Origin of the sequence: Micromonospora sp. NPDC047740 (assembly GCF_043204735.1) — a bacterium.
GTDB lineage: Bacteria > Actinomycetota > Actinomycetes > Mycobacteriales > Micromonosporaceae > Micromonospora.
The window spans coordinates 25,789-46,641 of record NZ_JBIDCT010000031.1; the positions used below are offsets into that span (position 1 = coordinate 25,789).

The 20,853-nt window shown below is 72.3% G+C and carries 20 protein-coding genes; 7 read left to right on the plus strand and 13 right to left on the minus strand.

Annotation, left to right across the window (positions count from 1 at the left end):
* Nucleotides 1-50: 50 nt before the first annotated feature.
* The 9 genes from ACGF4F_RS35110 to ACGF4F_RS35150 all read right to left on the minus strand — a co-directional run bounded on the left by ACGF4F_RS35110 (nucleotide 51) and on the right by ACGF4F_RS35150 (nucleotide 7,855).
* Nucleotides 51-677, minus strand: a complete 627-nt coding sequence (locus ACGF4F_RS35110) for a LysE family transporter (RefSeq protein ID WP_357445447.1) — start codon at nucleotides 675-677, stop codon at nucleotides 51-53.
* A gap of 338 nt (nucleotides 678-1,015) precedes the next feature.
* Nucleotides 1,016-1,432 carry a metal-sulfur cluster assembly factor gene (locus ACGF4F_RS35115; protein WP_393084545.1) on the minus strand — a complete coding sequence of 139 codons (417 nt, stop codon included), beginning with the start codon at nucleotides 1,430-1,432 and terminating at the stop codon, nucleotides 1,016-1,018.
* Complete coding sequence (gene sufU / locus ACGF4F_RS35120; RefSeq protein ID WP_357445453.1) at nucleotides 1,429-1,905, minus strand: Fe-S cluster assembly sulfur transfer protein SufU; 477 nt, start codon at nucleotides 1,903-1,905, stop codon at nucleotides 1,429-1,431. Before sufU ends, ACGF4F_RS35115 begins: the two co-directional genes overlap by 4 nt.
* Entirely contained in the window at nucleotides 1,905-3,209 is a 1,305-nt protein-coding gene (locus ACGF4F_RS35125; RefSeq protein WP_393084548.1) for a cysteine desulfurase, read from the minus strand. The genes sufU and ACGF4F_RS35125 overlap by 1 nt, the downstream gene beginning before the upstream one ends.
* A gap of 20 nt (nucleotides 3,210-3,229) precedes the next feature.
* Nucleotides 3,230-4,003: a Fe-S cluster assembly ATPase SufC gene (gene sufC / locus ACGF4F_RS35130; RefSeq protein ID WP_357445459.1), complete on the minus strand. Its 774-nt coding sequence runs from the start codon at nucleotides 4,001-4,003 to the stop codon at nucleotides 3,230-3,232.
* Entirely contained in the window at nucleotides 4,003-4,347 is a 345-nt protein-coding gene (locus ACGF4F_RS35135) for a non-heme iron oxygenase ferredoxin subunit (RefSeq protein ID WP_357445462.1), read from the minus strand. Before ACGF4F_RS35135 ends, sufC begins: the two co-directional genes overlap by 1 nt.
* Nucleotides 4,347-5,489: a Fe-S cluster assembly protein SufD gene (sufD, locus tag ACGF4F_RS35140; protein WP_393084552.1), complete on the minus strand. Its 1,143-nt coding sequence runs from the start codon at nucleotides 5,487-5,489 to the stop codon at nucleotides 4,347-4,349. The genes ACGF4F_RS35135 and sufD overlap by 1 nt, the downstream gene beginning before the upstream one ends.
* A gap of 138 nt (nucleotides 5,490-5,627) precedes the next feature.
* The gene (gene sufB / locus ACGF4F_RS35145; RefSeq protein ID WP_357445468.1) at nucleotides 5,628-7,058 is read right to left on the minus strand and encodes a Fe-S cluster assembly protein SufB; all 1,431 of its coding nucleotides are present in this window, start codon (nucleotides 7,056-7,058) and stop codon (nucleotides 5,628-5,630) included.
* The gene (locus tag ACGF4F_RS35150; protein WP_393084555.1) at nucleotides 7,055-7,855 is read right to left on the minus strand and encodes a helix-turn-helix transcriptional regulator; all 801 of its coding nucleotides are present in this window, start codon (nucleotides 7,853-7,855) and stop codon (nucleotides 7,055-7,057) included. Before ACGF4F_RS35150 ends, sufB begins: the two co-directional genes overlap by 4 nt.
* 98 nt (nucleotides 7,856-7,953) lie before the next feature.
* On the opposite strand from ACGF4F_RS35150, the gene ACGF4F_RS35155 reads away from it, so the two are divergent.
* Nucleotides 7,954-8,922 carry a heme A synthase gene (locus ACGF4F_RS35155; RefSeq protein WP_393084558.1) on the plus strand — a complete coding sequence of 323 codons (969 nt, stop codon included), beginning with the start codon at nucleotides 7,954-7,956 and terminating at the stop codon, nucleotides 8,920-8,922.
* Between the two features lie 223 nt (nucleotides 8,923-9,145).
* Here ACGF4F_RS35155 and ACGF4F_RS35160 read toward each other — a convergent pair whose 3' ends face one another.
* From ACGF4F_RS35160 to ACGF4F_RS35170, 3 genes are all read right to left on the minus strand, one after another.
* The gene (locus ACGF4F_RS35160) at nucleotides 9,146-10,057 is read right to left on the minus strand and encodes a RimK family alpha-L-glutamate ligase (protein ID WP_393084561.1); all 912 of its coding nucleotides are present in this window, start codon (nucleotides 10,055-10,057) and stop codon (nucleotides 9,146-9,148) included.
* Nucleotides 10,058-10,064: 7 nt separating this feature from the next.
* Complete coding sequence (locus tag ACGF4F_RS35165) at nucleotides 10,065-10,397, minus strand: hypothetical protein (protein ID WP_387424353.1); 333 nt, start codon at nucleotides 10,395-10,397, stop codon at nucleotides 10,065-10,067.
* A gap of 244 nt (nucleotides 10,398-10,641) precedes the next feature.
* The gene (locus ACGF4F_RS35170; RefSeq protein ID WP_357445483.1) at nucleotides 10,642-11,601 is read right to left on the minus strand and encodes a heme o synthase; all 960 of its coding nucleotides are present in this window, start codon (nucleotides 11,599-11,601) and stop codon (nucleotides 10,642-10,644) included.
* Between the two features lie 264 nt (nucleotides 11,602-11,865).
* On the opposite strand from ACGF4F_RS35170, the gene tkt reads away from it, so the two are divergent.
* The 6 genes from tkt to pgl all read left to right on the plus strand — a co-directional run bounded on the left by tkt (nucleotide 11,866) and on the right by pgl (nucleotide 20,368).
* Entirely contained in the window at nucleotides 11,866-14,004 is a 2,139-nt protein-coding gene (gene tkt, locus ACGF4F_RS35175; protein ID WP_393084565.1) for a transketolase, read from the plus strand.
* Between the two features lie 16 nt (nucleotides 14,005-14,020).
* Nucleotides 14,021-15,199 (plus strand): transaldolase, encoded by a 1,179-nt coding sequence (gene tal / locus ACGF4F_RS35180; protein ID WP_393084568.1) that lies wholly within the window; start codon nucleotides 14,021-14,023, stop codon nucleotides 15,197-15,199.
* Nucleotides 15,200-15,272: 73 nt separating this feature from the next.
* Nucleotides 15,273-16,919 (plus strand): glucose-6-phosphate isomerase, encoded by a 1,647-nt coding sequence (locus tag ACGF4F_RS35185; protein ID WP_393084571.1) that lies wholly within the window; start codon nucleotides 15,273-15,275, stop codon nucleotides 16,917-16,919.
* A 38-nt stretch (nucleotides 16,920-16,957) separates the two neighbouring features.
* Nucleotides 16,958-18,472, plus strand: a complete 1,515-nt coding sequence (zwf, locus tag ACGF4F_RS35190) for a glucose-6-phosphate dehydrogenase (protein WP_393084574.1) — start codon at nucleotides 16,958-16,960, stop codon at nucleotides 18,470-18,472.
* Between the two features lie 22 nt (nucleotides 18,473-18,494).
* Nucleotides 18,495-19,511, plus strand: coding sequence for a glucose-6-phosphate dehydrogenase assembly protein OpcA (locus ACGF4F_RS35195; protein WP_387424359.1), 1,017 nt, complete (start codon nucleotides 18,495-18,497; stop codon nucleotides 19,509-19,511).
* Nucleotides 19,512-19,597: 86 nt separating this feature from the next.
* Nucleotides 19,598-20,368, plus strand: coding sequence for a 6-phosphogluconolactonase (gene pgl, locus ACGF4F_RS35200; RefSeq protein ID WP_357445501.1), 771 nt, complete (start codon nucleotides 19,598-19,600; stop codon nucleotides 20,366-20,368).
* 126 nt (nucleotides 20,369-20,494) lie between these two features.
* Here pgl and ACGF4F_RS35205 read toward each other — a convergent pair whose 3' ends face one another.
* The gene (locus ACGF4F_RS35205) at nucleotides 20,495-20,836 is read right to left on the minus strand and encodes an RNA polymerase-binding protein RbpA (RefSeq protein WP_357445504.1); all 342 of its coding nucleotides are present in this window, start codon (nucleotides 20,834-20,836) and stop codon (nucleotides 20,495-20,497) included.
* Between the last annotated feature and the right edge of the window lie 17 nt (nucleotides 20,837-20,853).

The following is a 20,853-nucleotide window of genomic DNA, read 5'->3' on the forward strand; positions in this document are numbered from 1 at the left end:
TCCGTCATGAGACTGTCATATTCCAACCGTCCATGATGGTCGGTGACTCGTCACCCGCTGAGCAGCGTGGCGACGGCGAGCGCCGCGATGATGGCGCTGGACAGCAACGCGGTCACCCGGCGCCCACGCGCACCGGTGAGCGCCCGGCCGATCAGCGTGCCACCCCCGGCGATCACCAACTGCCAGCTGCCCGAGGCGAGGAACGCCCCGAGGACGAAGAGCAGGGCGGCACGCGGGCCCGAACCGCTCACATCGCCGCGACCGAGGATCAGGGCCGCGAAGTAGACCACGGTGGCCGGGTTGAGCAGGGTCAGCGCGAGGATCGCGGTGAACGCCCGCACCGGGGTGTCCAGGCCACCCCGCCCGACGGCCGCCCGGGCCGGGACAGCGGGACGCAGCGCTCGCCACGCCCCGTGCCCGGCGAGGGCGAGCAGCACCCCGGCGGCGACCCACCGCAGCGGCCCGCCGAACGGCGCGAGCCAGCCGGCCACCGCCGCGCCGCCGAGGGCCGCCACCGCGGCGTAGAGGCCGTCGGCCGTGGCCACCCCGAGCGCCGCCGCCGCGCCGACCCGGAACCCGGTACGCGCGCTCAGCCCGAGGATGAGGATCGCGATCGCGCCGACCGGTATGGCGACGCCGTAGCCGGCGACCAGGCCGGCGAGGAACGCCCCGCTCACGACGGTCGGAGGCGGGTCGAGGCGGACCCGGGCGCGGTGCGCTGTCGACGCGCGACGGTCGCCGCGCGGACAGGAACCTGCTTCGGGTGCGCCTCGATCACCCCGCCATCCTGCGTCCACCCCGCCGGCTCCGCCACCCGATTTCCGCCCCCACACTCCACCGCGCCCCGGCACCCGAGATCGCGCTAATTCCTGGATGTAGTGACCTGGTCATCTGCCCGAGGCCACCACAGCCAGGATCGAGCGTGACCTTGGCGGGCCGGGTGGACATGCGGCGAGAACGCGTCGAGCGCGACGCCCCCGGAGGGCGCCGCGCTCGACAGCGGTGATCGGTCGGGTCAGACGTTGAAGCCGAGGGAGCGGAGCTGGTCCCGGCCCTCGTCGGTGATCTTGTCGGGGCCCCACGGCGGCAGCCACACCCAGTTGATCCGGATGTCGTTGACCAGTCCGCCGCCCGGGCCGGTGGTCAGCGCCTGCCGGGCCTGGTCCTCGATCACGTCGGTGAGCGGGCAGGCCGCCGAGGTCAGCGTCATGTCCAGGGTGGCGACGTTCTCGTCGTCGACGTGGACGCCGTACACCAGACCCAGGTCGACCACGTTGATGCCCAACTCCGGGTCGACGACGTCCTTCATCGCCTCCTCGATGTCGGCGATCGCGGCCTTGCCGGGCGGGGCTGCGCCGCCGGTGGCCGGCGTCGCCGCGCCGTCGGTCGCCACGGCGCCGGCCTCCGGCGTGGTGGTCTCGTCGCTGCTCATGCCTTCACCTCCGTCGGGCTCACGCCCACCCCGGCGCGTGCCGCGGCGTCCTTGAACGCCATCCACGACAGCAACGCGCATTTCACCCGCGCCGGGTAGCGCGCGACACCCGCGAACGCCACCCCGTCACCGAGCACTTCCTCGTCCGGCGTGACCTGGCCACGCCCGGACATCAACGCCACGAACGCCTCGTGCACCACGACCGCGTCGTCCGCGGCCCGGCCGCGCAGCAGCTCGTGCAGCACGCTCGCCGACGCCTGGCTGATCGAGCAGCCCATCCCGTCGTACGAGATGTCGGTGAACACCTTGCCGTCGGTGGTCACCCGCACGGTGATCTCGTCGCCGCAGGTCGGGTTGACGTGGTGCGCCTCGCCGACCCGGGCGTCCGGGTCCGCCGCCTCCCGCAGGCCGCGGCCGTGCGGGTGCTTGTAGTGGTCCAGGATGATCTCCTGGTAGAGCTGGTCGAGCTGCATCAGTCGAACACCTTCCGCACCTGCTCGAGACCGGCCACCAGCGCGTCGATCTCCTCCGTCGTGGTGTACAGGTAGAACGACGCCCGCGTCATGGCCGGCACCCCGAACCGGGTGCACACCGGCTTCGCGCAGTGGTGCCCCACCCGGACCTGCACGCCGAGCGAGTCGAGCACCTGCCCGACGTCGTGCGGGTGCACGTCGCCGAGCGCGAACGAGATCGTCCCGCCCCGGCCGACCGGCACGTTCGGGCCGAAGATGCGCAGCCCCGGCACGGTGGCGAGGGCGTCCAGCGCGTACGCCGTCAGCTCCTTCTCGTGCCACTGGACGGCGCGCATGCCGATCCCGCTGAGGTAGTCCACGGCTGCGCCGAGCGCGACGGCCTCGGCGATCGGCGGGGTGCCCGCCTCGAACCGGGCCGGCGGCGCGGCGAACGTCGACCGGGCCATCGTCACCGTCTCGATCATCGAGCCGCCGCCGAGCACCGGCGGCATCGCGGCGAGCAGCTCCGACCGGCCCCAGAGCACGCCGATGCCGGTCGGGCCGCACATCTTGTGCCCGGTGAAGACGATGAAGTCCGCGTCGTGGTCGACCACGTCCACCGGCATGTGCGGTACCGACTGCGAGCAGTCGAGCAGCAGCAGGGCGCCCACCTCGCGAACCCGCTGGGTGATCCGCGCGGTGGCGTTGACCGTGCCCAGGATGTTGGAGGTGTGCACCAGCGAGACGATCTTCGTCCGCTCGGTGACGAGGTCCGCCAGCCCGGACTCGTCGAGCCGGCCGTGGTCGGTGACCGGGAACCAGCGCAGGGTGGCGCCGGTCCGCTCCGCCAGGAGCTGCCACGGGACGATGTTCGAGTGGTGCTCCATCTCGGAGATCACAATCTCGTCGCCCGGGCCGAGCCGGAAGCGTGGGTCGGCGTCGGCGCGCAGCGAGGCGTTGGAGAACGCGTACGCCACGATGTTGATCGCCTCGGTGGAGTTCTTGGTGAACACCACCTCGTCCACGCTCGGCGCGTTGATGAACGCGGCGATCTTCGCGCGGGCTCCCTCGTACGCCTCGGTCGCCTCGGTGCCCAGGGTGTGCACCGAGCGCGACACGTTGGCGTTGTGCCGCGCGTAGTGCTCGGCGAGCACGTCGAGCACCTGCCGCGGCTTGTGCGAGGTGTTGGCGCTGTCGAGATAGACCAGCCGGTGCCCGTTGATCTCCCGGTCCAGGATCGGGAAGTCGGCGCGCACCGCGTCCACGTCGTAACGTGGCACGTCGTCGTACTGCGGCATTCCCGGCGGGATGGCGATGGTGGTCATATCCGCGGTCCTTCCGGCTCTCAGGCCCGTGCCGAACCGGCCCCGGCGACGTACCGCTCGTAGCCCTCTTCCTCGAGCTTGTCGGCCAGCTCCGAGCCGCCCTGCTCGACGATCCGGCCGGCCACGAAGACGTGCACGAAGTCGGGCTTGATGTAGCGCAGGATCCGGGTGTAGTGGGTGATCAGCAGCAGGCCGGTGTCGCCGGTGTCGCGGACCCGGTTCACGCCCTCGCTGACCACGCGCAGCGCGTCCACGTCGAGGCCGGAGTCGGTCTCGTCGAGGATCGCCATCTTCGGCTTGAGCAGCTCCAGCTGCACGATCTCGTGCCGCTTCTTCTCGCCGCCGGAGAAGCCCTCGTTGACGTTGCGCTGGGCGAACGCCGGGTCCATCTGCAGCTTCTCCATGGCGCCGCGCAGCTCGCCGGCCCAGGTGCGCAGCTTCGGCGCCTCGCCGTCGATCGCGGTCTTGGCGGTACGCAGGAAGTTGGCGACGGAGACGCCAGGGACCTCGACCGGGTACTGCATGGCCAGGAAGAGGCCGGCGCGGGCCCGCTCGTCGACGGACATGGCCAGCACGTCCTCGCCGTCGAGGGTCACCGAACCGCCGGTGATCTCGTACTTGGGGTGGCCGGCGATCGAGTACGCCAGGGTCGACTTGCCGGAGCCGTTCGGGCCCATGATCGCGTGGGTCTCGCCCGACCTCACCGTCAGGTCGACCCCGTGCAGGATCGGCTTGAGCTCACCCTCGGGCAGCTTGACCGACACCTTCAGGTCGCGGATCTCCAGGGTGCTCATTATCGGGTCACTCCATTGCTCGGCTTCGGGCGGCCGTCGTCGCCCACAGGAAGGTAGATGTCGCCGTCGCGGACTTCGACGGGATAGACGGGAACGGGTTCGGTCGCGGGCAGCCCGGTCGGCTCACCGGTACGCAGGTCGAAACGGGATCCGTGCAGCCAGCATTCCAGCGTGCACCCCTCGATCTCGCCCTCGGAGAGGGCCACAGCGGCGTGCGAGCACTCGTCGTACACGGCGTAGAAGTTGTCGTCCTCGCCGTGCACGATCGCGATCTGGGTGCCGTCGACGTCGGCGCTGATCGCGGTGCCCTTCGGCACGTCCTCGGTCGCGCAGATCCTGATCATCAGGCGCCGGCCTTGGTCAGGCGGGCCTCGATCGCGTCGCCGAGCCGCTCGCGCAGCTCCTCGACCGGGATCTTGTTGATCAGCTCGGCGAAGAAGCCGCGGACCACCAGGCGGCGGGCCTCCTCCTCCGGGATGCCGCGGGCCATCAGGTAGAAGAGCTGCTCGTCGTCGAAGCGGCCGGTCGCGCTGGCGTGACCGGCGCCCGCGATCTCGCCGGTCTCGATCTCCAGGTTGGGTACGGAGTCCGCCCGGGCGCCGTCGGTGAGCAGCAGGTTCCGGTTGATCTCGTACGTGTCGGTGCCGGTCGCCTCGGCCCGGATCAGCACGTCACCGACCCAGACCGTGTGCGCGCTGTCGCCCTGCAGGGCGCCCCGGTAGCCGACGTAGCTGCGGCAGTCCGGCACCGTGTGGTCGACCAGCTGCCGGTGCTCCAGGTGCTGGCCGGAGTCGGCGAAGTAGACGCCGTACAGCTCGGCCTCGCCGCCCCGGTCGCCGTACTCCACCGAGGTGTACTGCCGGACCAGGTCGCCGCCGAGGCTCACCTGCACGTGGATCACCTTGGCGTCGCGGCCCAGCCGCACCTTGAGGTGCTGCGCCTGGACGGCGTCGTCGGCCCAGTCGGCGACGGTGACCAGGGTCAGCTTCGCGCCGTCGGCCACCGCCACCTCGACGTTGTCGGCGAGGGCGGCGGAACCCGCGTGCTCCAGCACCAGGGTCACCTCGGCGAACCGGCCCACCTCGACGAAGGTGTGGCCGAAGGCAAGCTTGTCGGTGCCCTCGCCGACCACCCGCAGGCGCGCCGGCGCGGTCACCACCGCGTCCCGGGCGACCTGCACCAGCAGCGCCTGCTCGGCCTCGCCGTACGCCAGCGCGCTGACCCGGTCGAACGGGGTGAGCACGCTGCCCACCCGCGGGTCGTCCTTGCCGATCCGGCTGACGGTGACGCCCTCGGGCAGGTCGGCGTACTCGTGGCGGATCGTGCCGGTCGCGACCGGTGCCCCGCCGACCAGGCCGCGCAGGCGCTTGAGCGGGGTGAAACGCCACTCCTCCTCCAGGCCGGTGAGGGCCGGGAAGTCGGCGACGTCGTACGAGCGGAGCGCCTGCGACTTGGTGGCGGGCGGCGCGGAAGCCTGGGTAGTCATCTCTTCCTTGCTGTTCTGCGACGGCGGTGTTTCGTGCTTGGTCCGGCGGGCCGGTGTGACCGGCCCGCCGGGCGACCACTCCGGCTCGGCGCGTCTTCCGCCGCGCCGCGACCCGGAGCAGTCGTCGGGTGGTCGGGGTCAGCCGACCGCGCCCTCCATCTGGAGCTCGATCAGGCGGTTGAGCTCCAGGGCGTACTCCATCGGCAGCTCCTTGGCGATCGGCTCGATGAAGCCGCGCACGATCATCGCCATCGCCTCGTCCTCGCTCAGGCCCCGGCTCATCAGGTAGAAGAGCTGGTCCTCGCTGACCTTGGAGACGGTCGCCTCGTGACCCATCGACACGTCGTCCTCACGGATGTCGACGTACGGGTAGGTGTCCGAGCGGGAGATGGTGTCGACCAGCAGCGCGTCGCACTTGACCGTGCTGCGGCTGCTGTGCGAACCCTCCAGCACCTGCACCAGGCCGCGGTACGAGGTGCGGCCGCCGCCCCGGGCGATCGACTTCGACACGATGGTCGAGGAGGTGTGCGGCGCGGCGTGCACCATCTTGGCGCCGGCGTCCTGGTGCTGGCCCTCGCCGGCCATGGCCACCGAGAGCACCTCGCCCTTGGCGTGCTCGCCGGTCATGTAGACCGCCGGGTACTTCATGGTGACCTTGGAGCCGATGTTGCCGTCGATCCACTCCATGGTCGCGCCCTCGTGGCAGACGGCGCGCTTGGTGACCAGGTTGTAGACGTTGTTCGACCAGTTCTGGATCGTCGTGTAGCGGCAGCGCGCGTTCTTCTTGACGATGATCTCGACCACGGCGCTGTGCAGCGAGTCCGAGGAGTAGATGGGCGCGGTGCAGCCCTCGACGTAGTGCACGTACGCGCCCTCGTCGACGATGATCAGCGTCCGCTCGAACTGGCCCATGTTCTCCGTGTTGATCCGGAAGTAGGCCTGCAGCGGGATCTCCACGTGCACGCCCTTCGGCACGTAGATGAACGAGCCACCGGACCAGACGGAGGTGTTCAGCGCGGCGAACTTGTTGTCGCCGACCGGGATGACCGTGCCGAAGTACTCCTTGAACAGGTCCTCGTGCTCGCGCAGTGCGGTGTCGGTGTCGAGGAAGAGGACACCCTGCTCCTCGAGGTCCTCACGGATCTTGTGGTAGACGACCTCGGACTCGTACTGCGCCGCGACACCGGCGATCAGCCGCTGCTTCTCCGCCTCGGGGATGCCCAGCTTGTCGTAGGTGTTCTTGATGTCCTCGGGCAGGTCCTCCCAGGAGGCGGCCTGCTTCTCGGTGGACCGGACGAAGTACTTGATGTTGTCGAAGTCGATCCCGGTGAGGTCGGCGCCCCAGGCCGGCATCGGCTTGCGCTCGAACAGCCGCAGGCCCTTCAGGCGCAGGTCGAGCATCCAGGCCGGCTCGTTCTTCTTGGCCGAGATGTCCCGCACCACCGCCTCGTTGAGGCCGCGCTGGGCGGACGCCCCGGCGACGTCGGGGTCGGCCCAGCCGTACTCGTAACGACCGAGGGCGGCGAGCTGCTCCTCCTGGGTCAGGGGCTGGACGATCTGCTCGGTCATCTATCTGTCCTCACAGTGGTGACGGTGTTACCGGACTTACGCGGCTGGGCCGGGATGTGCGTGGTGCACACCCCGTCGCCGTGTGCGATGGTGGCCAGGCGCTGCACGTGGGTGCCGACCAGACGGGAGATCACCGCCGTCTCGGCCTCGCACAGCTGCGGAAACTCGGCGGCCACGTGCGCCACCGGGCAGTGGTGCTGGCAGAGCTGGCCGCCGGAGGCGATCGTGGACGCGTTGGCAGCGTAGCCCTCGGCGGTGAGCGCCCCCGCGAGCGCCTCCGCCCGCGCGAGCGGGCCGTCGCCGGCGTCCTCCATGGCGGCCCGGCAGCGGGCCTCCAGCGCGGAGACCTGCTCGGCGGCGAACGCCTCGACCGCCTCCGGGCCGCCGGTGCGGGCGATCCAGCGCAGCGCGGCGGTGGCCATGTTGTCGTAGTGGTGGGTGCCGCAACGCACCCGGGCCGACTCGGTCAGCGCGAAGACCTTGGCCGGGCGACCCCGCCCCCGGCTGCCCCGGACGACCTGCTCCCGGGCGACCACGTCGCCGTCGGCGAGCATCGCGTCCAGGTGCCGCCGGATCGCCGCCGGGCTCAACCCGAGCGCCGAGCCGAGCTGGGCGGCGGTGGTCGCGCCCTGCTCCAGCAGCAGCTGGGTGACCCGGTCGCGGGTGGAGAGATCGGTGGACGCGGCCTGCGACGGCTCCAGCTCGGCGCGCCCGAGGCCGCGACGCGACCTGGGGCCGTCGCCGGCGACCTGCCCGGTCGCCGGCGGTTGCCCGGAGAGCGCCGCCGCGTTTTTCACAACGGCAACGTTACGTAATTCGCGGGTGGCCTGCAAACCGGTACCCCGGTGATTCCCGACACCGGGGTACCGGAGTCACCCGATCGGGGACCACTACGGTGCGTAGGATTCGCTCCGTGAAGCCTTCCGTCCGGTTCCCGGTCTCCCCCGTGCTGCTGCGCCGCCTCGCGTACGCCTCGATCATCGCGAACGTGGCGATCGTGGTCACCGGCGGGGCGGTCCGGCTCACCGCCTCCGGTCTCGGCTGCCCCACCTGGCCCCGGTGCACGGACGAGTCGTACACCACCACACCCGAGATGGGCGTGCACGGGGTGATCGAGTTCGGCAACCGGCTGCTCACCTTCGCGGTGGGCGTCATCGCGCTCGCCGTGGTGCTCGCGGTGCTGGCCCAGCGGCCCCGCCGGCGCGGACTGCTGCCGCTCGCGGTCGGCGTGCTGTTCGGCATCCCCGCCCAGGCGGTGATCGGCGGGTTCACCGTGCTGACCAACCTCAACCCGTGGGTGGTCGGGCTGCACTTCCTCGCCTCGATGGTGGTGATCGCCGCCGCGTACGCCCTCTGGCGGCGTACCGGCGAGCCGGACGTCCCGGCGACCCCCACCGTGCCGGCGCCGCTGCGCACCCTCGCCGTGCTCACCACGCTGGTGAGCGCGGCGGTGCTGGTGATCGGCACCTGGGTGACCGGCAGTGGCCCGCACGCCGGCGACCAGGGCGCGGCGCGCAACGGGCTCGACCCGGAGTCGATCTCGCAGGTGCACGCCGACGGGGTCTTCCTGCTGATCGGCCTCTCGGTCGCGCTGGTCTTCGCGTTCCGCGCGGTGGGGGCCGGGCGGGCCACCCGGGCCGCCGTGGTGCTGGTGGCCGTCGAACTGGGTCAGGGCCTGATCGGCTTCGTGCAGTACTTCACCCACCTGCCGGCGGTGCTGGTCGCCGCGCACATGCTCGGTTCCTGCCTGGTGCTGCTGGCCACCCTGGCCGTGCTCTGGTCGACCCGGGAGCGCCGCCCGGTCGCCCCGGCACCGCAGCCCACCCGGGCCCCCGAGCCCGCCACCGCCGCCGCCGCCGCCTGACCCGCCCGCCTTCCTGGCGGCCGCGCTCCCCGCGCTCAAGTTCCGCGCAATTTCCCGGATGTAGTGGCCTCCGCGCGCGTGGTGGCCACTACTTCCCTGGAGTTGTGCGGATCTCGACCGCGCCGGGCGGGGCGGGGGCGGCGGGGTCGGTAAGCGGACGGGGCGACAAAGGAACGGGTGCGTTTGTCGTCGCCGTGGCGACGACAAACGCACCCGAAGGCGGTCAGCTCAGGTGGGTGGCGATCGCCTCGGCGAGGCGCTCGGGGGCGCCGTCGGCGTACCCGATGAACAGGCTGGGCTCGGTGAGCTCCAACTCGACCAGGACGGGCGACCCGTCCGGGCCCGGGATGAGGTCCACCCGGGCGTAGAGCAGCCGCCCGGGGCCGCCGGGCAGCACGGCCAGGGTCTTCTCCGCCACGGCGAGTTGCTCGGGCGTGGCCGTCCGGGCGGCGATCTCCTCGCGCTTGTAGAGCTCCGCGACGCCCAGGTCCGGGCCGACCAGCATGGCGCCCTTGCGGATCGCGTGGCTGAACGCCAGGCCGCCGGGCCCGGCCAGGAAGAGCAGCGCGGTCTCCCCGGCGGTGTCCACCGCGTCCAGGTACGGCTGGACCATGGCGACCCGGCCGGCGTCGGAGAGCCGCCGCACGTGCGCCACGGCCAGTTCCCGGTGCTCCGGGTCGGCCAGGTCGTACCGGCCGGTGTCCTGGCTGCCGGCGCTGACCGCCGGCTTGATCACGTACTCGCCGGTGTCGGCGGGCGGCGTCCAGTCCCGCCCCGGCTCCACCCAGGTGGTCGGGACGGTCGGCACGCCGGCGGCGGACAGCTCGGCCAGGTAGCGCTTGTCGGTGTTCCAGGCGACCACGTCGGCCGGGTTGACCAGGCGCGGGACGGTCTGCGCCCAGGCGACGAACTCGTCGCGGCGCAGCGCGTAGTCCCACGGCGAGCGGAGCACGACCAGGTCGTACGCCGACCAGTCGGCGGCCGGGTCGTCCCAGACCACCACCTCGGCGGTGATGCCGCGGGCGGCCAGCGGGGCGAGCACGAGCCGGTCGTCCGGGTCGAGGTCGGTCAGCGCGGTGCAGGTGACGAGAGCGACCCGGGGTTCCCCCCGGGTCGACTGGTGGTGGTGGGTCATCTGTCGATCAACGGGCCATCGTGCGCCGGGCCATCGACCGCCAGAGGTCGTTGCTCGGACGCATCTGGTCCATCAGTTCACGCTCCCAGGCGTTCTCGACGGCGACCCCGGCCTTGGCGCAGGCCTGCCGTGCGACGTCGGTGTCGTCGGCGAACTGGTCGGCCCACACACCGTCCTCACCCACGAGGACGATCCGCGCGCCGCGCTTGCCGACGTACTCGATGACCGCCTTCGCCCCGCCGTGCCCGGCGGCGAACGACTTGATGCCCGCGACCAGGCCGTTTGGGGCCTGCTCGGCGGTCTGTTCAGCCGTCAGCGTCGTATCGGAACCATCTGCCATGACGCGAAGCCTAAGCAGACTTCCACCCACATGTGCGAGAACGATGAACCAATTGTGATGCCAATTACCTACGGGTTTAAGGAAGACCACAGGTTTTTCGCCCGGACATGTCGGATAAGGAGGGGCGAACTGGGCGGGCCGAATCGGCACGGTCTGTCCCGGTTGAACCCGCCCGGCGAACCCCGAAAAAAATTCTGGAAAAAATCCTCGACCCGGGGATCCCCGTCCCCGACGGACGGCCGGATCAGAGCAGGGCGTCGAGCGCGACGGCCACGAAGAGGATGGTCAGGTAGGTGGTGGACCAGTGGAACAGCCGCATCGGCTTGACCGCCTCGCCCCGCGCCGCGCGGCGGCAGAGCTTGTGCGCCTCGACCACGAAGACACCGCCGACGACCAGTGCCGTCACCCCGTAGATCGGGCTCATCCCGAGCGGCCAGACGGCCAGCGAGGAGAGCAGGGTCAGCCAGGAGAAGATCAGGATCTCGGCGTTCACCCGACGGACCGAGGCCACCACGGGCAGCATCGGGATGCCGGCCCGCGCGTAGTCGGCCTTGTACTTGATCGCCAGCGCGTAGAAGTGCGGCATCTGCCAGAAGAAGACCACCGCGAACAGGCCCCACGCGGCGGGAGCCAGCGACCCGGTGACCGCGGCCCAGCCGATCAGCACCGGCGCGGCGCCGCAGGCACCACCCCAGAAGGTGTTGGTCGCCGTGGTCCGCTTGAGCCAGAGCGTGTAGACCAGGTCGTAGTAGGCGATCGCGGCCAGGGTGAGCCCGGCCGCCAGCCAGTTGGTGAACACGGCCATCAGCGCGACCGAGATCACGGCGAGCACCAGACCGAAGATCAACGCGCTGCGCGGCGACACGGTGTGCGCGGGCAGCGGCCGGCGCTTGGTGCGCCGCATCAGCTGGTCGATGTCCCGGTCGATGTAGCAGTTGAGCACGCTGGCCGCGCCGGCGGCGAGCGAGCCGCCGACCAGGACCACGGCCATCCGCCAGAGCGAGGGCAGCCCCCCGTCGGCGAGCATCATCGCCGGCACGGTGGTGACCAGCAGCAGCTCGACGATCCGCGGCTTGGTCAGGGCCACGTACGCGGCCACCACGGCCCGCACGTCCCGCCGAGCGCCCGCCGAGGCCTCCGCCACCGCGCCCACCGGCGGCTGCCCGGCAGATTTGCTGACGGGGCGCTCGGTGATCATGCTCACGGATTGCCACCTTCCGGCTTGGCGGGGGAGGTCGGGGTCGGGCCGGACCCGTCGGGGTCCACACACCGACCCACAGACTACGCGTCGTCGTTTTGGCTGCCCCGGAGACCCGACAACGGTGCGGGCCGTCACAGTCCGCGGTGCCCGACCGATCCGGTCGGAGGAGTACAGAAGAGCATGCGGAGATCCCCGGGCGTACGTTTAGGACCGCTCGATAGGGTCATCAGTGAGGGTTCCGCCCATCTGCCGAGGAGCACAACCAACGTGGCTGCCAACCGACCCGAGCTTCCCGCTCTCAACTGGTCCGACCTCGACCGCAGGGCCGTCGACACGGTCCGCGTGCTGGCCATGGACGCCGTGGAGAAATCCGGCAACGGCCACCCGGGCACGGCGATGAGCCTCGCCCCGGCTGCGTACCTGCTCTTCAACCGGGTCATGCGGCACAACCCGGCCGACCCGAACTGGCCCGGCCGGGACCGTTTCGTCCTCTCCGCCGGGCACTCCAGCCTGACCCTCTACATCCAGCTCTTCCTCTCCGGCTACCCGCTGTCCCTGGACGACCTCAAGGCGCTGCGCCAGTGGGGCTCGCTCACCCCGGGCCACCCCGAGCACGGGCACACCCCCGGCGTGGAGACCACCACCGGCCCGCTCGGCCAGGGCCTCGGCAACGCCGTCGGCATGGCCATGGCGGCTCGCCGGGAGCGCGGCCTGTTCGACCCGGAGTCGGAGGCCGGCGACTCCCCCTTCGACCACGACATCTGGTGCATCGCCTCGGACGGTGACATTGAGGAGGGCATCAGCCACGAGGCCAGCGCCCTCGCCGGCCACCAGCAGCTCGGCAACCTCTGCGTGATCTACGACGACAACGAGATCTCGATCGAGGACGACACCCGCATCGCCAAGAGCGAGGACGTCGCGGCCCGCTACGTGGCGTACGGCTGGCACGTGCAGACGGTGGACTGGCGCCGCGGCGACGCCGACCAGGGCGACTACCACGAGGACGTCGAGGCGCTGCACCGGGCGCTGCTGGCCGCCAAGGCGGAGACCGCCCGCCCCTCCTTCATCGCGCTGCGCACCATCATCGGCTGGCCCGCGCCCAACAAGAAGAACACCGGCAAGATCCACGGTTCGGCGCTCGGCGCCGACGAGGTGAAGGCCACCAAGGAGATCCTCGGCTTCGACCCGCAGCGGACCTTCCAGGTCGACGAGGAGGTGCTGGACCACGCCCGCCAGGTGATGGCGCGGGGCGCCGCGGCCCAGGCCGCGTGGACCACCGCGTTCGACGGCTGGGCGAAGGCCAACCCCGAGCGCAGGGCGCTCTGGGACCGGCTGGCCGCCCGCAAGCTCCCCGAGGGCTGGGCCGACGCGCTGCCGACCTTCCCGGCGGACGCCAAGGGCATCGCCACCCGGGCCGCCTCCGGCAAGGTCCTGGAGGCCCTCGCCCCGGTGCTGCCCGAGCTCTGGGGCGGCTCGGCCGACCTGGCGGAGAGCAACAACACCACCATGAAGGGCGAGCCGTCCTTCATCCCCGCGGTGCACGCGACGAAGGACTTCCCGGGCCACGAGTACGGCCGCACCCTGCACTTCGGCATCCGCGAGCACGCCATGGGCGCGATCCTCAACGGCATCGCCCTGCACGGCGGCACCCGCCCGTACGGCGGCACGTTCCTGGTGTTCAGCGACTACATGCGCCCCTCGGTGCGGCTCGCCGCGCTAATGAAGCTGCCGGTGGTCTACGTCTGGACGCACGACTCGATCGGCCTCGGCGAGGACGGCCCGACCCACCAGCCGGTGGAGCACCTGACCGCGCTGCGCGCCATCCCCGGCCTGGACGTGGTCCGCCCGGCGGACGCCAACGAGACCGCGTGGGCGTGGCGGCAGGCGCTGGAGCACGGCGACCGGCCGACCGCGCTGGCGCTCAGCCGCCAGCCGCTGCCGACCCTGGACCGCACCGCCGTGGCCGGCGCCGAGGGCGTGACCAAGGGCGGCTACGTGCTGGCCGACGCCTCGACCGGCAAGCCGCAGGTGATCCTCGTCGGCACCGGCTCCGAGGTGCAGCTCTGCATGACCGCCCGGGAGCGGCTGGAAGCGGACGGCACCCCCACCCGGGTCGTCTCCATGCCCTGCCAGGAGTGGTTCTTCGCGCAGGACGAGGCCTACCGGGAGTCGGTCCTGCCACGCGGGGTAAAGGCACGGGTGAGCGTGGAGGCGGGTATCGCCATGTCCTGGCGCGGGATCGTCGGCGACTGCGGCGAGAGCGTGAGCCTGGAGCACTACGGGGCGAGTGCCCCGCACACGGTGCTCTTCGAGCAGTTCGGGTTCACCCCCGACCGGATCGTGGCCGCCGCGCACGCGGCACTGACCCGGGTGGGCGACATCACCGGTAACCCAACCGGCAACTGAGGGGAGCGTGGACGGCATGACGGACCGGCTGGGCGAGCTGAGCGCCATGGGTGTGGCGATCTGGCTCGACGACCTTTCCCGGGTACGACTGAGCTCCGGCGGGCTGGACCAGCTCCGCCGGGAGAAGCACCTGGTCGGGGTGACGTCGAACCCGACCATCTTCGCGAAGGCGCTGAGCGACGCGGACGAGTACAACTGGCAACTGAAGGACCTCGCCATCCGTGGGGTGGACGTCGAAGAGGCGGTCCGCATGCTCACCACGTACGACGTGCGGTGGGCCTGCGACGTGATGCGCCCCGCGTACGACGCCAGCGCGGGGGTCGACGGCCGGGTCTCGATCGAGGTGGACCCGCGGCTGGCCCACGAGACGGAGCGGACCGTCGCCGAGGCCGGGGCGCTGTGGTGGCTGATCGACCGGCCCAACCTCTTCATCAAGATCCCGGCCACCGAGGCGGGCCTGCCGGCGATCACCGCCACCCTGGCCCAGGGGATCAGCGTCAACGTCACGCTGATCTTCAGTCTGGACCGGTACTCGCAGGTGATGGAGGCCTTCCTGGCCGGTCTGGAGCAGGCGAAGGCGAACGGGCACGACCTGTCCAAGATCGGCTCGGTCGCGTCGTTCTTCGTCTCCCGGGTCGACAGCGAGGTGGACAAGCGGCTGGAGAAGATCGGCTCCGACCAGGCCAAGGCGCTGCGCGGCAAGGCCGCCATCGCCAACGCCCGGCTCGCCTACGAGCGGTACGGCGAGGTGTTCTCCTCCGACCGGTGGCAGGCCCTCGCCGACGCCGGCGCGCACCCGCAGCGCCCGCTCTGGGCCTCCACCTCGACGAAGAACCCGGACTACCGGGACGTCATGTACGTCGAGGAGCTGATCGCCCCCGGCACGGTGAACACCATGCCGGAGTCGACCATCCACGCCGTCGCCGACCACGGCGACGTCCGGGGTGACACCGTCACCGGCTGCTACGACGACGCCCGCAAGGTCTTCAGCGACCTGCAGGCGGTCGGGGTGGACCTGGCCGACGTGGTCGCCGTCCTCGAGCGCGAGGGCGTGGAGAAGTTCGAGGCGAGCTGGCTGGAACTGCTCGACGGGGTGAAGAAGTCGCTCGCCGAGGCGGCCAAGGGCACCGGGCGGCCGGGCAAGGCGGCCAAGGGCAGCGCGACGGCCGCCGAGCGGGCCGGGGGCAACGCGTGACGAACGGTGTGCGACGTGTCCCGGGGCGCCGCCCCGGGACACGCCACGCCGTCGTCACCCCAGAGGTGGCCCCGTGAGCGACCTGCTGGCCGGCCCGGCGGACATCGCCGCCGGGCTGGCCGTGCACGGCGCGGACGCGGTCGACCGGTCCGCGCCGGCGTCGGTGCGCGCGGACCTGGTCGCCCGAGACGTCCCCGCCCGGCTCGCCGCCAAGGATCCGACCCTGTGGGGCTCCGACGCGGAGGCGACGGCGCGGGTACGCCTCGGCTGGGTGGACACCCACCACCGCAGCCGGGAGCTCCTCCCCCAGCTCGCCGAGTTGACGGACGAACTGGCCGACCTCGACCACGTGGTGCTCGCCGGGATGGGCGGCTCGTCGCTCGCGCCCGAGGTGATCGCCCGCACCCTCGGCCGCCCGCTGACCGTGCTGGACACCACCGACCCCGGGCAGGTCCGGGCGGCCCTGGCCGACCGGCTGGAGCGGACCGTGGTGGTGATCTCCAGCAAGTCCGGCACGACCGTGGAGACCGACAGCCACCGGCGGGCGTACTGGCAGGCGTTCCTGGACGCCGGGATGACCGAGGCGGAGGCGGCCCGGCACTTCGTGGTGGTCACCGACCCGGGCTCGCCGCTGGCGGCGACCGCCGCGGAGGCGGGGCTGGTCACCATCCCCGCCGACCCCGAGGTGGGCGGCCGGTACTCGGCGCTCACCGCGTTCGGGCTGGTCCCCGCGGCGCTGGCCGGGGTACCGGTGACCGACCTGCTCGACGACGCCGACGCGCTCGCCGAGTCGCTGGGCCGGGACCGGGACAACCCCGGCCTGGCGCTCGGCGCGGCCCTCGGCGCGGCGGCCACCACCGGTCGGGACGTGGTCGCCCTGACCTCCGACGGCACCGGCGTCGACGGGCTGGGCGACTGGGCCGAGCAGCTGCTCGCCGAGTCGACCGGCAAGGCCGGCGTGGGCCTGCTGCCGGTGGTGGTGGAATCCCCGGACGCTCCCGGCGCCGCCGGCCCGGACGTGCTCACCGTCAGCTACGGCGGCGCGCTCGGCCCCGGGGTGGCGCCCGGTGCCGGCAGCGCGGACGTGGCGGTCAACGGGCCCCTCGGCGCCCACTTCCTGACCTGGGAGTACGCCACCGCGATCGCCGGGGTGGTGCTCGGGGTCGACCCGTTCGACCAGCCCGACGTCGCCGAGAGCAAGCAGAACACCGAGCGCATCCTCGCCGCCGGGCCGCCGGCGGAGACGCCGTCGTTCACCGAGGGCGCCATCGAGGTGTACGCCCCGCCCGGCGCGCCGGCCGACCTGGCCGGGATGCTGCGCCGGCTCCTCGACGGGTTGGGCGACGACGGGTTCCTGGCGGTGACGGCATACCTGGACCGCCGTGGGGACGCGGCGGTGGCCGGGCTGCGACCCGTGCTGGCGCGGGCGACCCGCCGCCCGGTGACCTTCGGGTGGGGGCCGCGCTACCTGCACTCCACCGGCCAGTACCACAAGGGCGGCCGGCCGGTCGGGAGCTACCTTCAGGTGACCGGCGCGGTCAACGACGATCTGCCGGTGCCCGGCCGCCCGTACACCTTCGGGACGCTGCAGGCGGCCCAGGCCGCCGGTGACCGGCAGGCCCTGGCCGGCCGGGGGCGGCCGGTGCTGCGACTGCACCTGACCGAGCGGGCGGCGGGCGTCGCCCAGCTACTGGATGCGGCCGGACGGACAGGGACGTGACGATGATTGACGTGACATCAGCGGAGCGAGGAGGCGGCATGAACCCGCTGCGCGACCCGCAGGACCGGCGGCTGCCGCGGATCCCGGAGCCGTGCGCTCTGGTGATCTTCGGGGTCACCGGTGACCTGGCCCGCAAGAAGCTGTTGCCGGCGGTCTACGACCTGGCCAACCGGGGGCTGCTGCCGCCCGGTTTCGTGGTCCTGGGCTTCGCCCGGCGTGACTGGGGCGACGGCGACTTCGAGTCGCTGGCCTACGAGGCGGCGAAGAACGGTGCCCGCACCCCGTGGCGGGAGGAGGTGTGGGCGCGGCTGGCCGGCAACATCAAGTTCGTCGGCGGCTCGTTCGACGACGACGCCGCGTTCGACCAGCTCGCCACCACCCTGGACGAACTGCGCGACTCGCACGGCATCGACGGCAACGCCGCCTTCTACTTCTCCATCCCCCCGGCAGCCTTCCCCGTGGTGCTCAAGCAGCTCGCCCGTACCGGCATGGCGGACAACGCCAAGTCGGGTGGCTGGCGCCGGGTGGTGGTGGAGAAGCCGTTCGGCAACGACCTGCCCTCGGCGAAGGCGCTCAACGACCTGGTCGACGACGTCTTCACCCGCCAGGACGTCTTCCGGATCGACCACTACCTGGGCAAGGAGACCGTCCAGAACATCCTCGCCCTGCGCTTTGCCAACAACCTCTTCGAGCCGCTGTGGAACGGCAAGTACGTCGACTCGGTGCAGATCACCATGGCCGAGGACGTCGGCATCGGCACTCGGGCCGGGTTCTACGACTCGGCCGGGGCGGCCCGGGACGTGCTGCAGAACCACCTGCTCCAGCTCCTCGCCCTGGTAGCCATGGAGGAGCCGACCAGCTTCGACGCCGACGAGATCCGGACCGAGAAGCTGAAGGTGCTCAAGGCCATCACGGTGCCGAAGGACGCGGCCCGGGACACCGTCCGGGGCCAGTACCTGCCCGGCTGGGTCGGCGGCGAACGCGCAGTCGGCTACCTGGAGGAGAAGGACATCCCGCCGGACTCCACCACCGAGACGTACGTGGCGGTGAAGCTGGGCATCCAGAACCGGCGCTGGGCCGGGGTGCCGTTCTACATCCGGGCCGGCAAGCGGCTGCCCCGGCGGGTCACCGAGGTGGCGATCATCTTCAAGAAGGCGCCGCACCTACCGTTCAACCCGGCCGATGTGGAGTCGCTCGGCAACAACCAGCTCGTCATCCGGGTGCAACCGGACGAAGGTGTGGTGCTGAAGTTCGGCTCCAAGGTGCCGGGCACCGCAATGGAGGTCCGGGACATCGCGATGGACTTCCAGTACGGCGAGGCGTTCACCGAGTCCAGCCCCGAGGCGTACGAGCGGCTGGTGCTGGACGTGCTGATCGGTGACCGGACGCTGTTCCCGGACGCCGCCGAGGTGGAGCAGAGCTGGCAGGTGATCGACCCGTTGGAGCACGCCTGGGCGGGCACCAAGCCGGAGTCGTACCGGGCCGGCGAGTGGGGGCCCCGGGCGGCGGACGAGATGCTGGCCCGCGACGACCGCTCCTGGCGGCGGGCATGACCGAGCACACCGGGAGGTTCCGTTGATCGGCCTGTGGGACACCACCGGTAACGAGGTGGTCAAGGCGCTCGCCGCCGAGCGGCGCAGCGCGGGCGGGGTGGCCAGCGGCATGGCGCTCAGCCTGATCGTGGTGGTGGACGAGAAGCGGGTCCGGGAGGCGGAGGCCGCGGCGACCATAGCGGCCGCCGCCCACCCGTGCCGGCTGCTCGTGGTGGTCCGCTCCGACGTCGAGCGGGACCGCAACCGCCTGGACGCGGAGATCGTCGTCGGCGGCCGGCTCGGCCCGTGCGAGGCGGTGGTCACGCGGATGTACGGCCGGCTCGCCCTGCACGCCGAGTCGGTGGTGCTGCCGCTGCTGGTGCCGGACGTGCCGGTGGTGACCTGGTGGCACGGCGAGCCGCCGGAGGAGATCGCGACCGACTTCCTCGGCGTGGTGGCCGACCGGCGGATCACCGACTCGGCGCAGGCCGCCGACCCGGTCGCGGCGCTGCGGCAGCGGGCCGCGGACTACGCCCCGGGCGACACCGACCTGGCCTGGACCCGGATCACCCCGTGGCGCACCCTGGTGGCCGGGGCGTTCGACACCGCCCAGGCCAAGGTCACCGAGGCGACCGTGGTGGGGCCCGGGTCCGATCCCACGGCGGCGCTGATGCGCGGCTGGCTCGCGTCGCGGCTCGACATCGACCCGGCCTGGGTACGCACCGACGAGTTCCCGCGGATGCGCGAGGTGCAGCTGCGCTGCGCCAACGGCGACCAGCTGACCCTGACCCGGGACGACAACGTGGCGACCTTCCGGCGTACCGGCCAGCAGGACCGGACACTGCCGCTGGTCCGCCGCCCGCTCGGCGACGAGCTGGCCGAGGAGCTGCGCCGCCTCGACGCCGACCAGGTGTACGCGGAGGCGCTCGGCGCGACCGCCGGCATCTCCGGGCTGGAGGAACGCCCCACCCAGCGAGTGCACGTGTGGAAGGACCCGGCGACCGCCCAGCGGGCCGAGGCCGGAATCAGCGCGCACGCCGGCGCGACCGCCAACCAGTGAACGGACCGCCGGGCGGCACGGGCCGCCCGGCGGCCGGACAGCACCGGTGACCGCCGTGGGGCGGTCGGAGCACGAAGGCACGATGGATGAGTGAGGCGAGTGTCGCCGTACACGCCGACCCCGACCTGCTGGCGCAGGCGGTGGCGGCCCGTTTGGTGGTGAAGCTGCTCGACGCGCAGGCGGACCGGGGCCAGGCGTCGGTGGTGCTGACCGGCGGGCGGATCGCCGCGGCGGTGTACCGGGCGGTGGCGGAGCTACCCGCTCGGGACGCCGTCGACTGGTCCCGGGTCGACGTCTGGTGGGGCGACGAGCGGTTCCTGCCGGCCGGCGACCCGGAACGCAACGAGACGCAGGCCCGGGCGGCGCTGCTGGACGCGGTGCCGCTGAACCCGGCGCGGATCCATCCGATGCCGGCCTCGGACGGGCCGGCCGGCAACGACCCGGAGGCGGCCGCCGCCGGATACGCGCAGGAGCTGGCCCGGGCGGCGCGGCCCGGCACCGCCGCGCTCCCCCACTTCGACGTGCTGATGCTCGGCGTCGGCGAGGACGGGCACGTGGCGTCGGTCTTTCCGGAGCACCCGGTGCACCACGACAGCCGGCCGGTCAGCGCGGTACGCGGCAGCCCGAAGCCCCCGCCGGTGCGGGTCACGCTGACCCTGCCGGCGATCAACACCGCCGAGGAGGTCTGGCTGGTGGCCGCCGGCGCGGACAAGGCCCGGGCGGTGGGCATGGCCCTCGCCGGGGCCGGGCCGGTGCAGCTTCCCGCGGCCGGGGTGCACGGGGTGTCCCGTACCCTCTGGCTGCTCGACCGGGCGGCGGCGGCCGACGTGCCGCCCCGGCTGCGCAGCCTCCGCTGAACCTCCGTTGCGGCACTCCTCGCCGCCCGCTGCGCGCAGCTTCCCGGAACGAGGGGCTGTGCCGCGGCGGAGAGCCACTCGGTCCCTGAATCAGGCCTCTCAGGGGCGGAGGGCGAGGCGGCGCGGTCAGGCGCCCCGGCGGCGGCGTAGCGCGGCCAGGGCCTCGGCGAGGAGGGCCTCCCCCTGTTCCGGGGTACGCCGCTCCTGCACGTACGCCAGGTGGCTCTTGTAGGGCTCCGAACGCGGCCGGCCCGGCGGGTTTCCCGGGTCCGGGCCGGCCGGCTGGCCGCATCGTGGGCAGTCCCACGCCGCCGGCGCCTCCGCGTCGGCGGCGATGAGGAACCGGACCTCGTGAGCGTTGCCGCACCAGTAGGTGACCGGCCGGCGCGGGGCCGGCTCGTACCGCTGGTCGAAGCGCTCGGGGGCGGACCCGATCCGGGTGCCGCGGACGACGTTGTCACCGGGCATTGCTGCTTGCTCCTGTC

Bases quoted from the DNA above. Each gene is read 5' to 3' on its own strand.
- ACGF4F_RS35115 (WP_393084545.1), bottom strand. From the start codon at position 1,432: ATGAGCAGCGACGAGACCACCACGCCGGAGGCCGGCGCCGTGGCGACC.
- sufU (WP_357445453.1), bottom strand. From the start codon at position 1,905: ATGCAGCTCGACCAGCTCTACCAGGAGATCATCCTGGACCACTACAAG.
- ACGF4F_RS35125 (WP_393084548.1), bottom strand. From the start codon at position 3,209: ATGACCACCATCGCCATCCCGCCGGGAATGCCGCAGTACGACGACGTG.
- sufC (WP_357445459.1), bottom strand. From the start codon at position 4,003: ATGAGCACCCTGGAGATCCGCGACCTGAAGGTGTCGGTCAAGCTGCCC.
- ACGF4F_RS35135 (WP_357445462.1), bottom strand. From the start codon at position 4,347: ATGATCAGGATCTGCGCGACCGAGGACGTGCCGAAGGGCACCGCGATC.
- sufD (WP_393084552.1), bottom strand. From the start codon at position 5,489: ATGACTACCCAGGCTTCCGCGCCGCCCGCCACCAAGTCGCAGGCGCTC.
- sufB (WP_357445468.1), bottom strand. From the start codon at position 7,058: ATGACCGAGCAGATCGTCCAGCCCCTGACCCAGGAGGAGCAGCTCGCC.
- ACGF4F_RS35160 (WP_393084561.1), bottom strand. From the start codon at position 10,057: ATGACCCACCACCACCAGTCGACCCGGGGGGAACCCCGGGTCGCTCTC.
- ACGF4F_RS35165 (WP_387424353.1), bottom strand. From the start codon at position 10,397: ATGGCAGATGGTTCCGATACGACGCTGACGGCTGAACAGACCGCCGAG.
- tal (WP_393084568.1), top strand. From the start codon at position 14,021: ATGACGGACCGGCTGGGCGAGCTGAGCGCCATGGGTGTGGCGATCTGG.
- zwf (WP_393084574.1), top strand. From the start codon at position 16,958: ATGAACCCGCTGCGCGACCCGCAGGACCGGCGGCTGCCGCGGATCCCG.
- pgl (WP_357445501.1), top strand. From the start codon at position 19,598: ATGAGTGAGGCGAGTGTCGCCGTACACGCCGACCCCGACCTGCTGGCG.
- ACGF4F_RS35205 (WP_357445504.1), bottom strand. From the start codon at position 20,836: ATGCCCGGTGACAACGTCGTCCGCGGCACCCGGATCGGGTCCGCCCCC.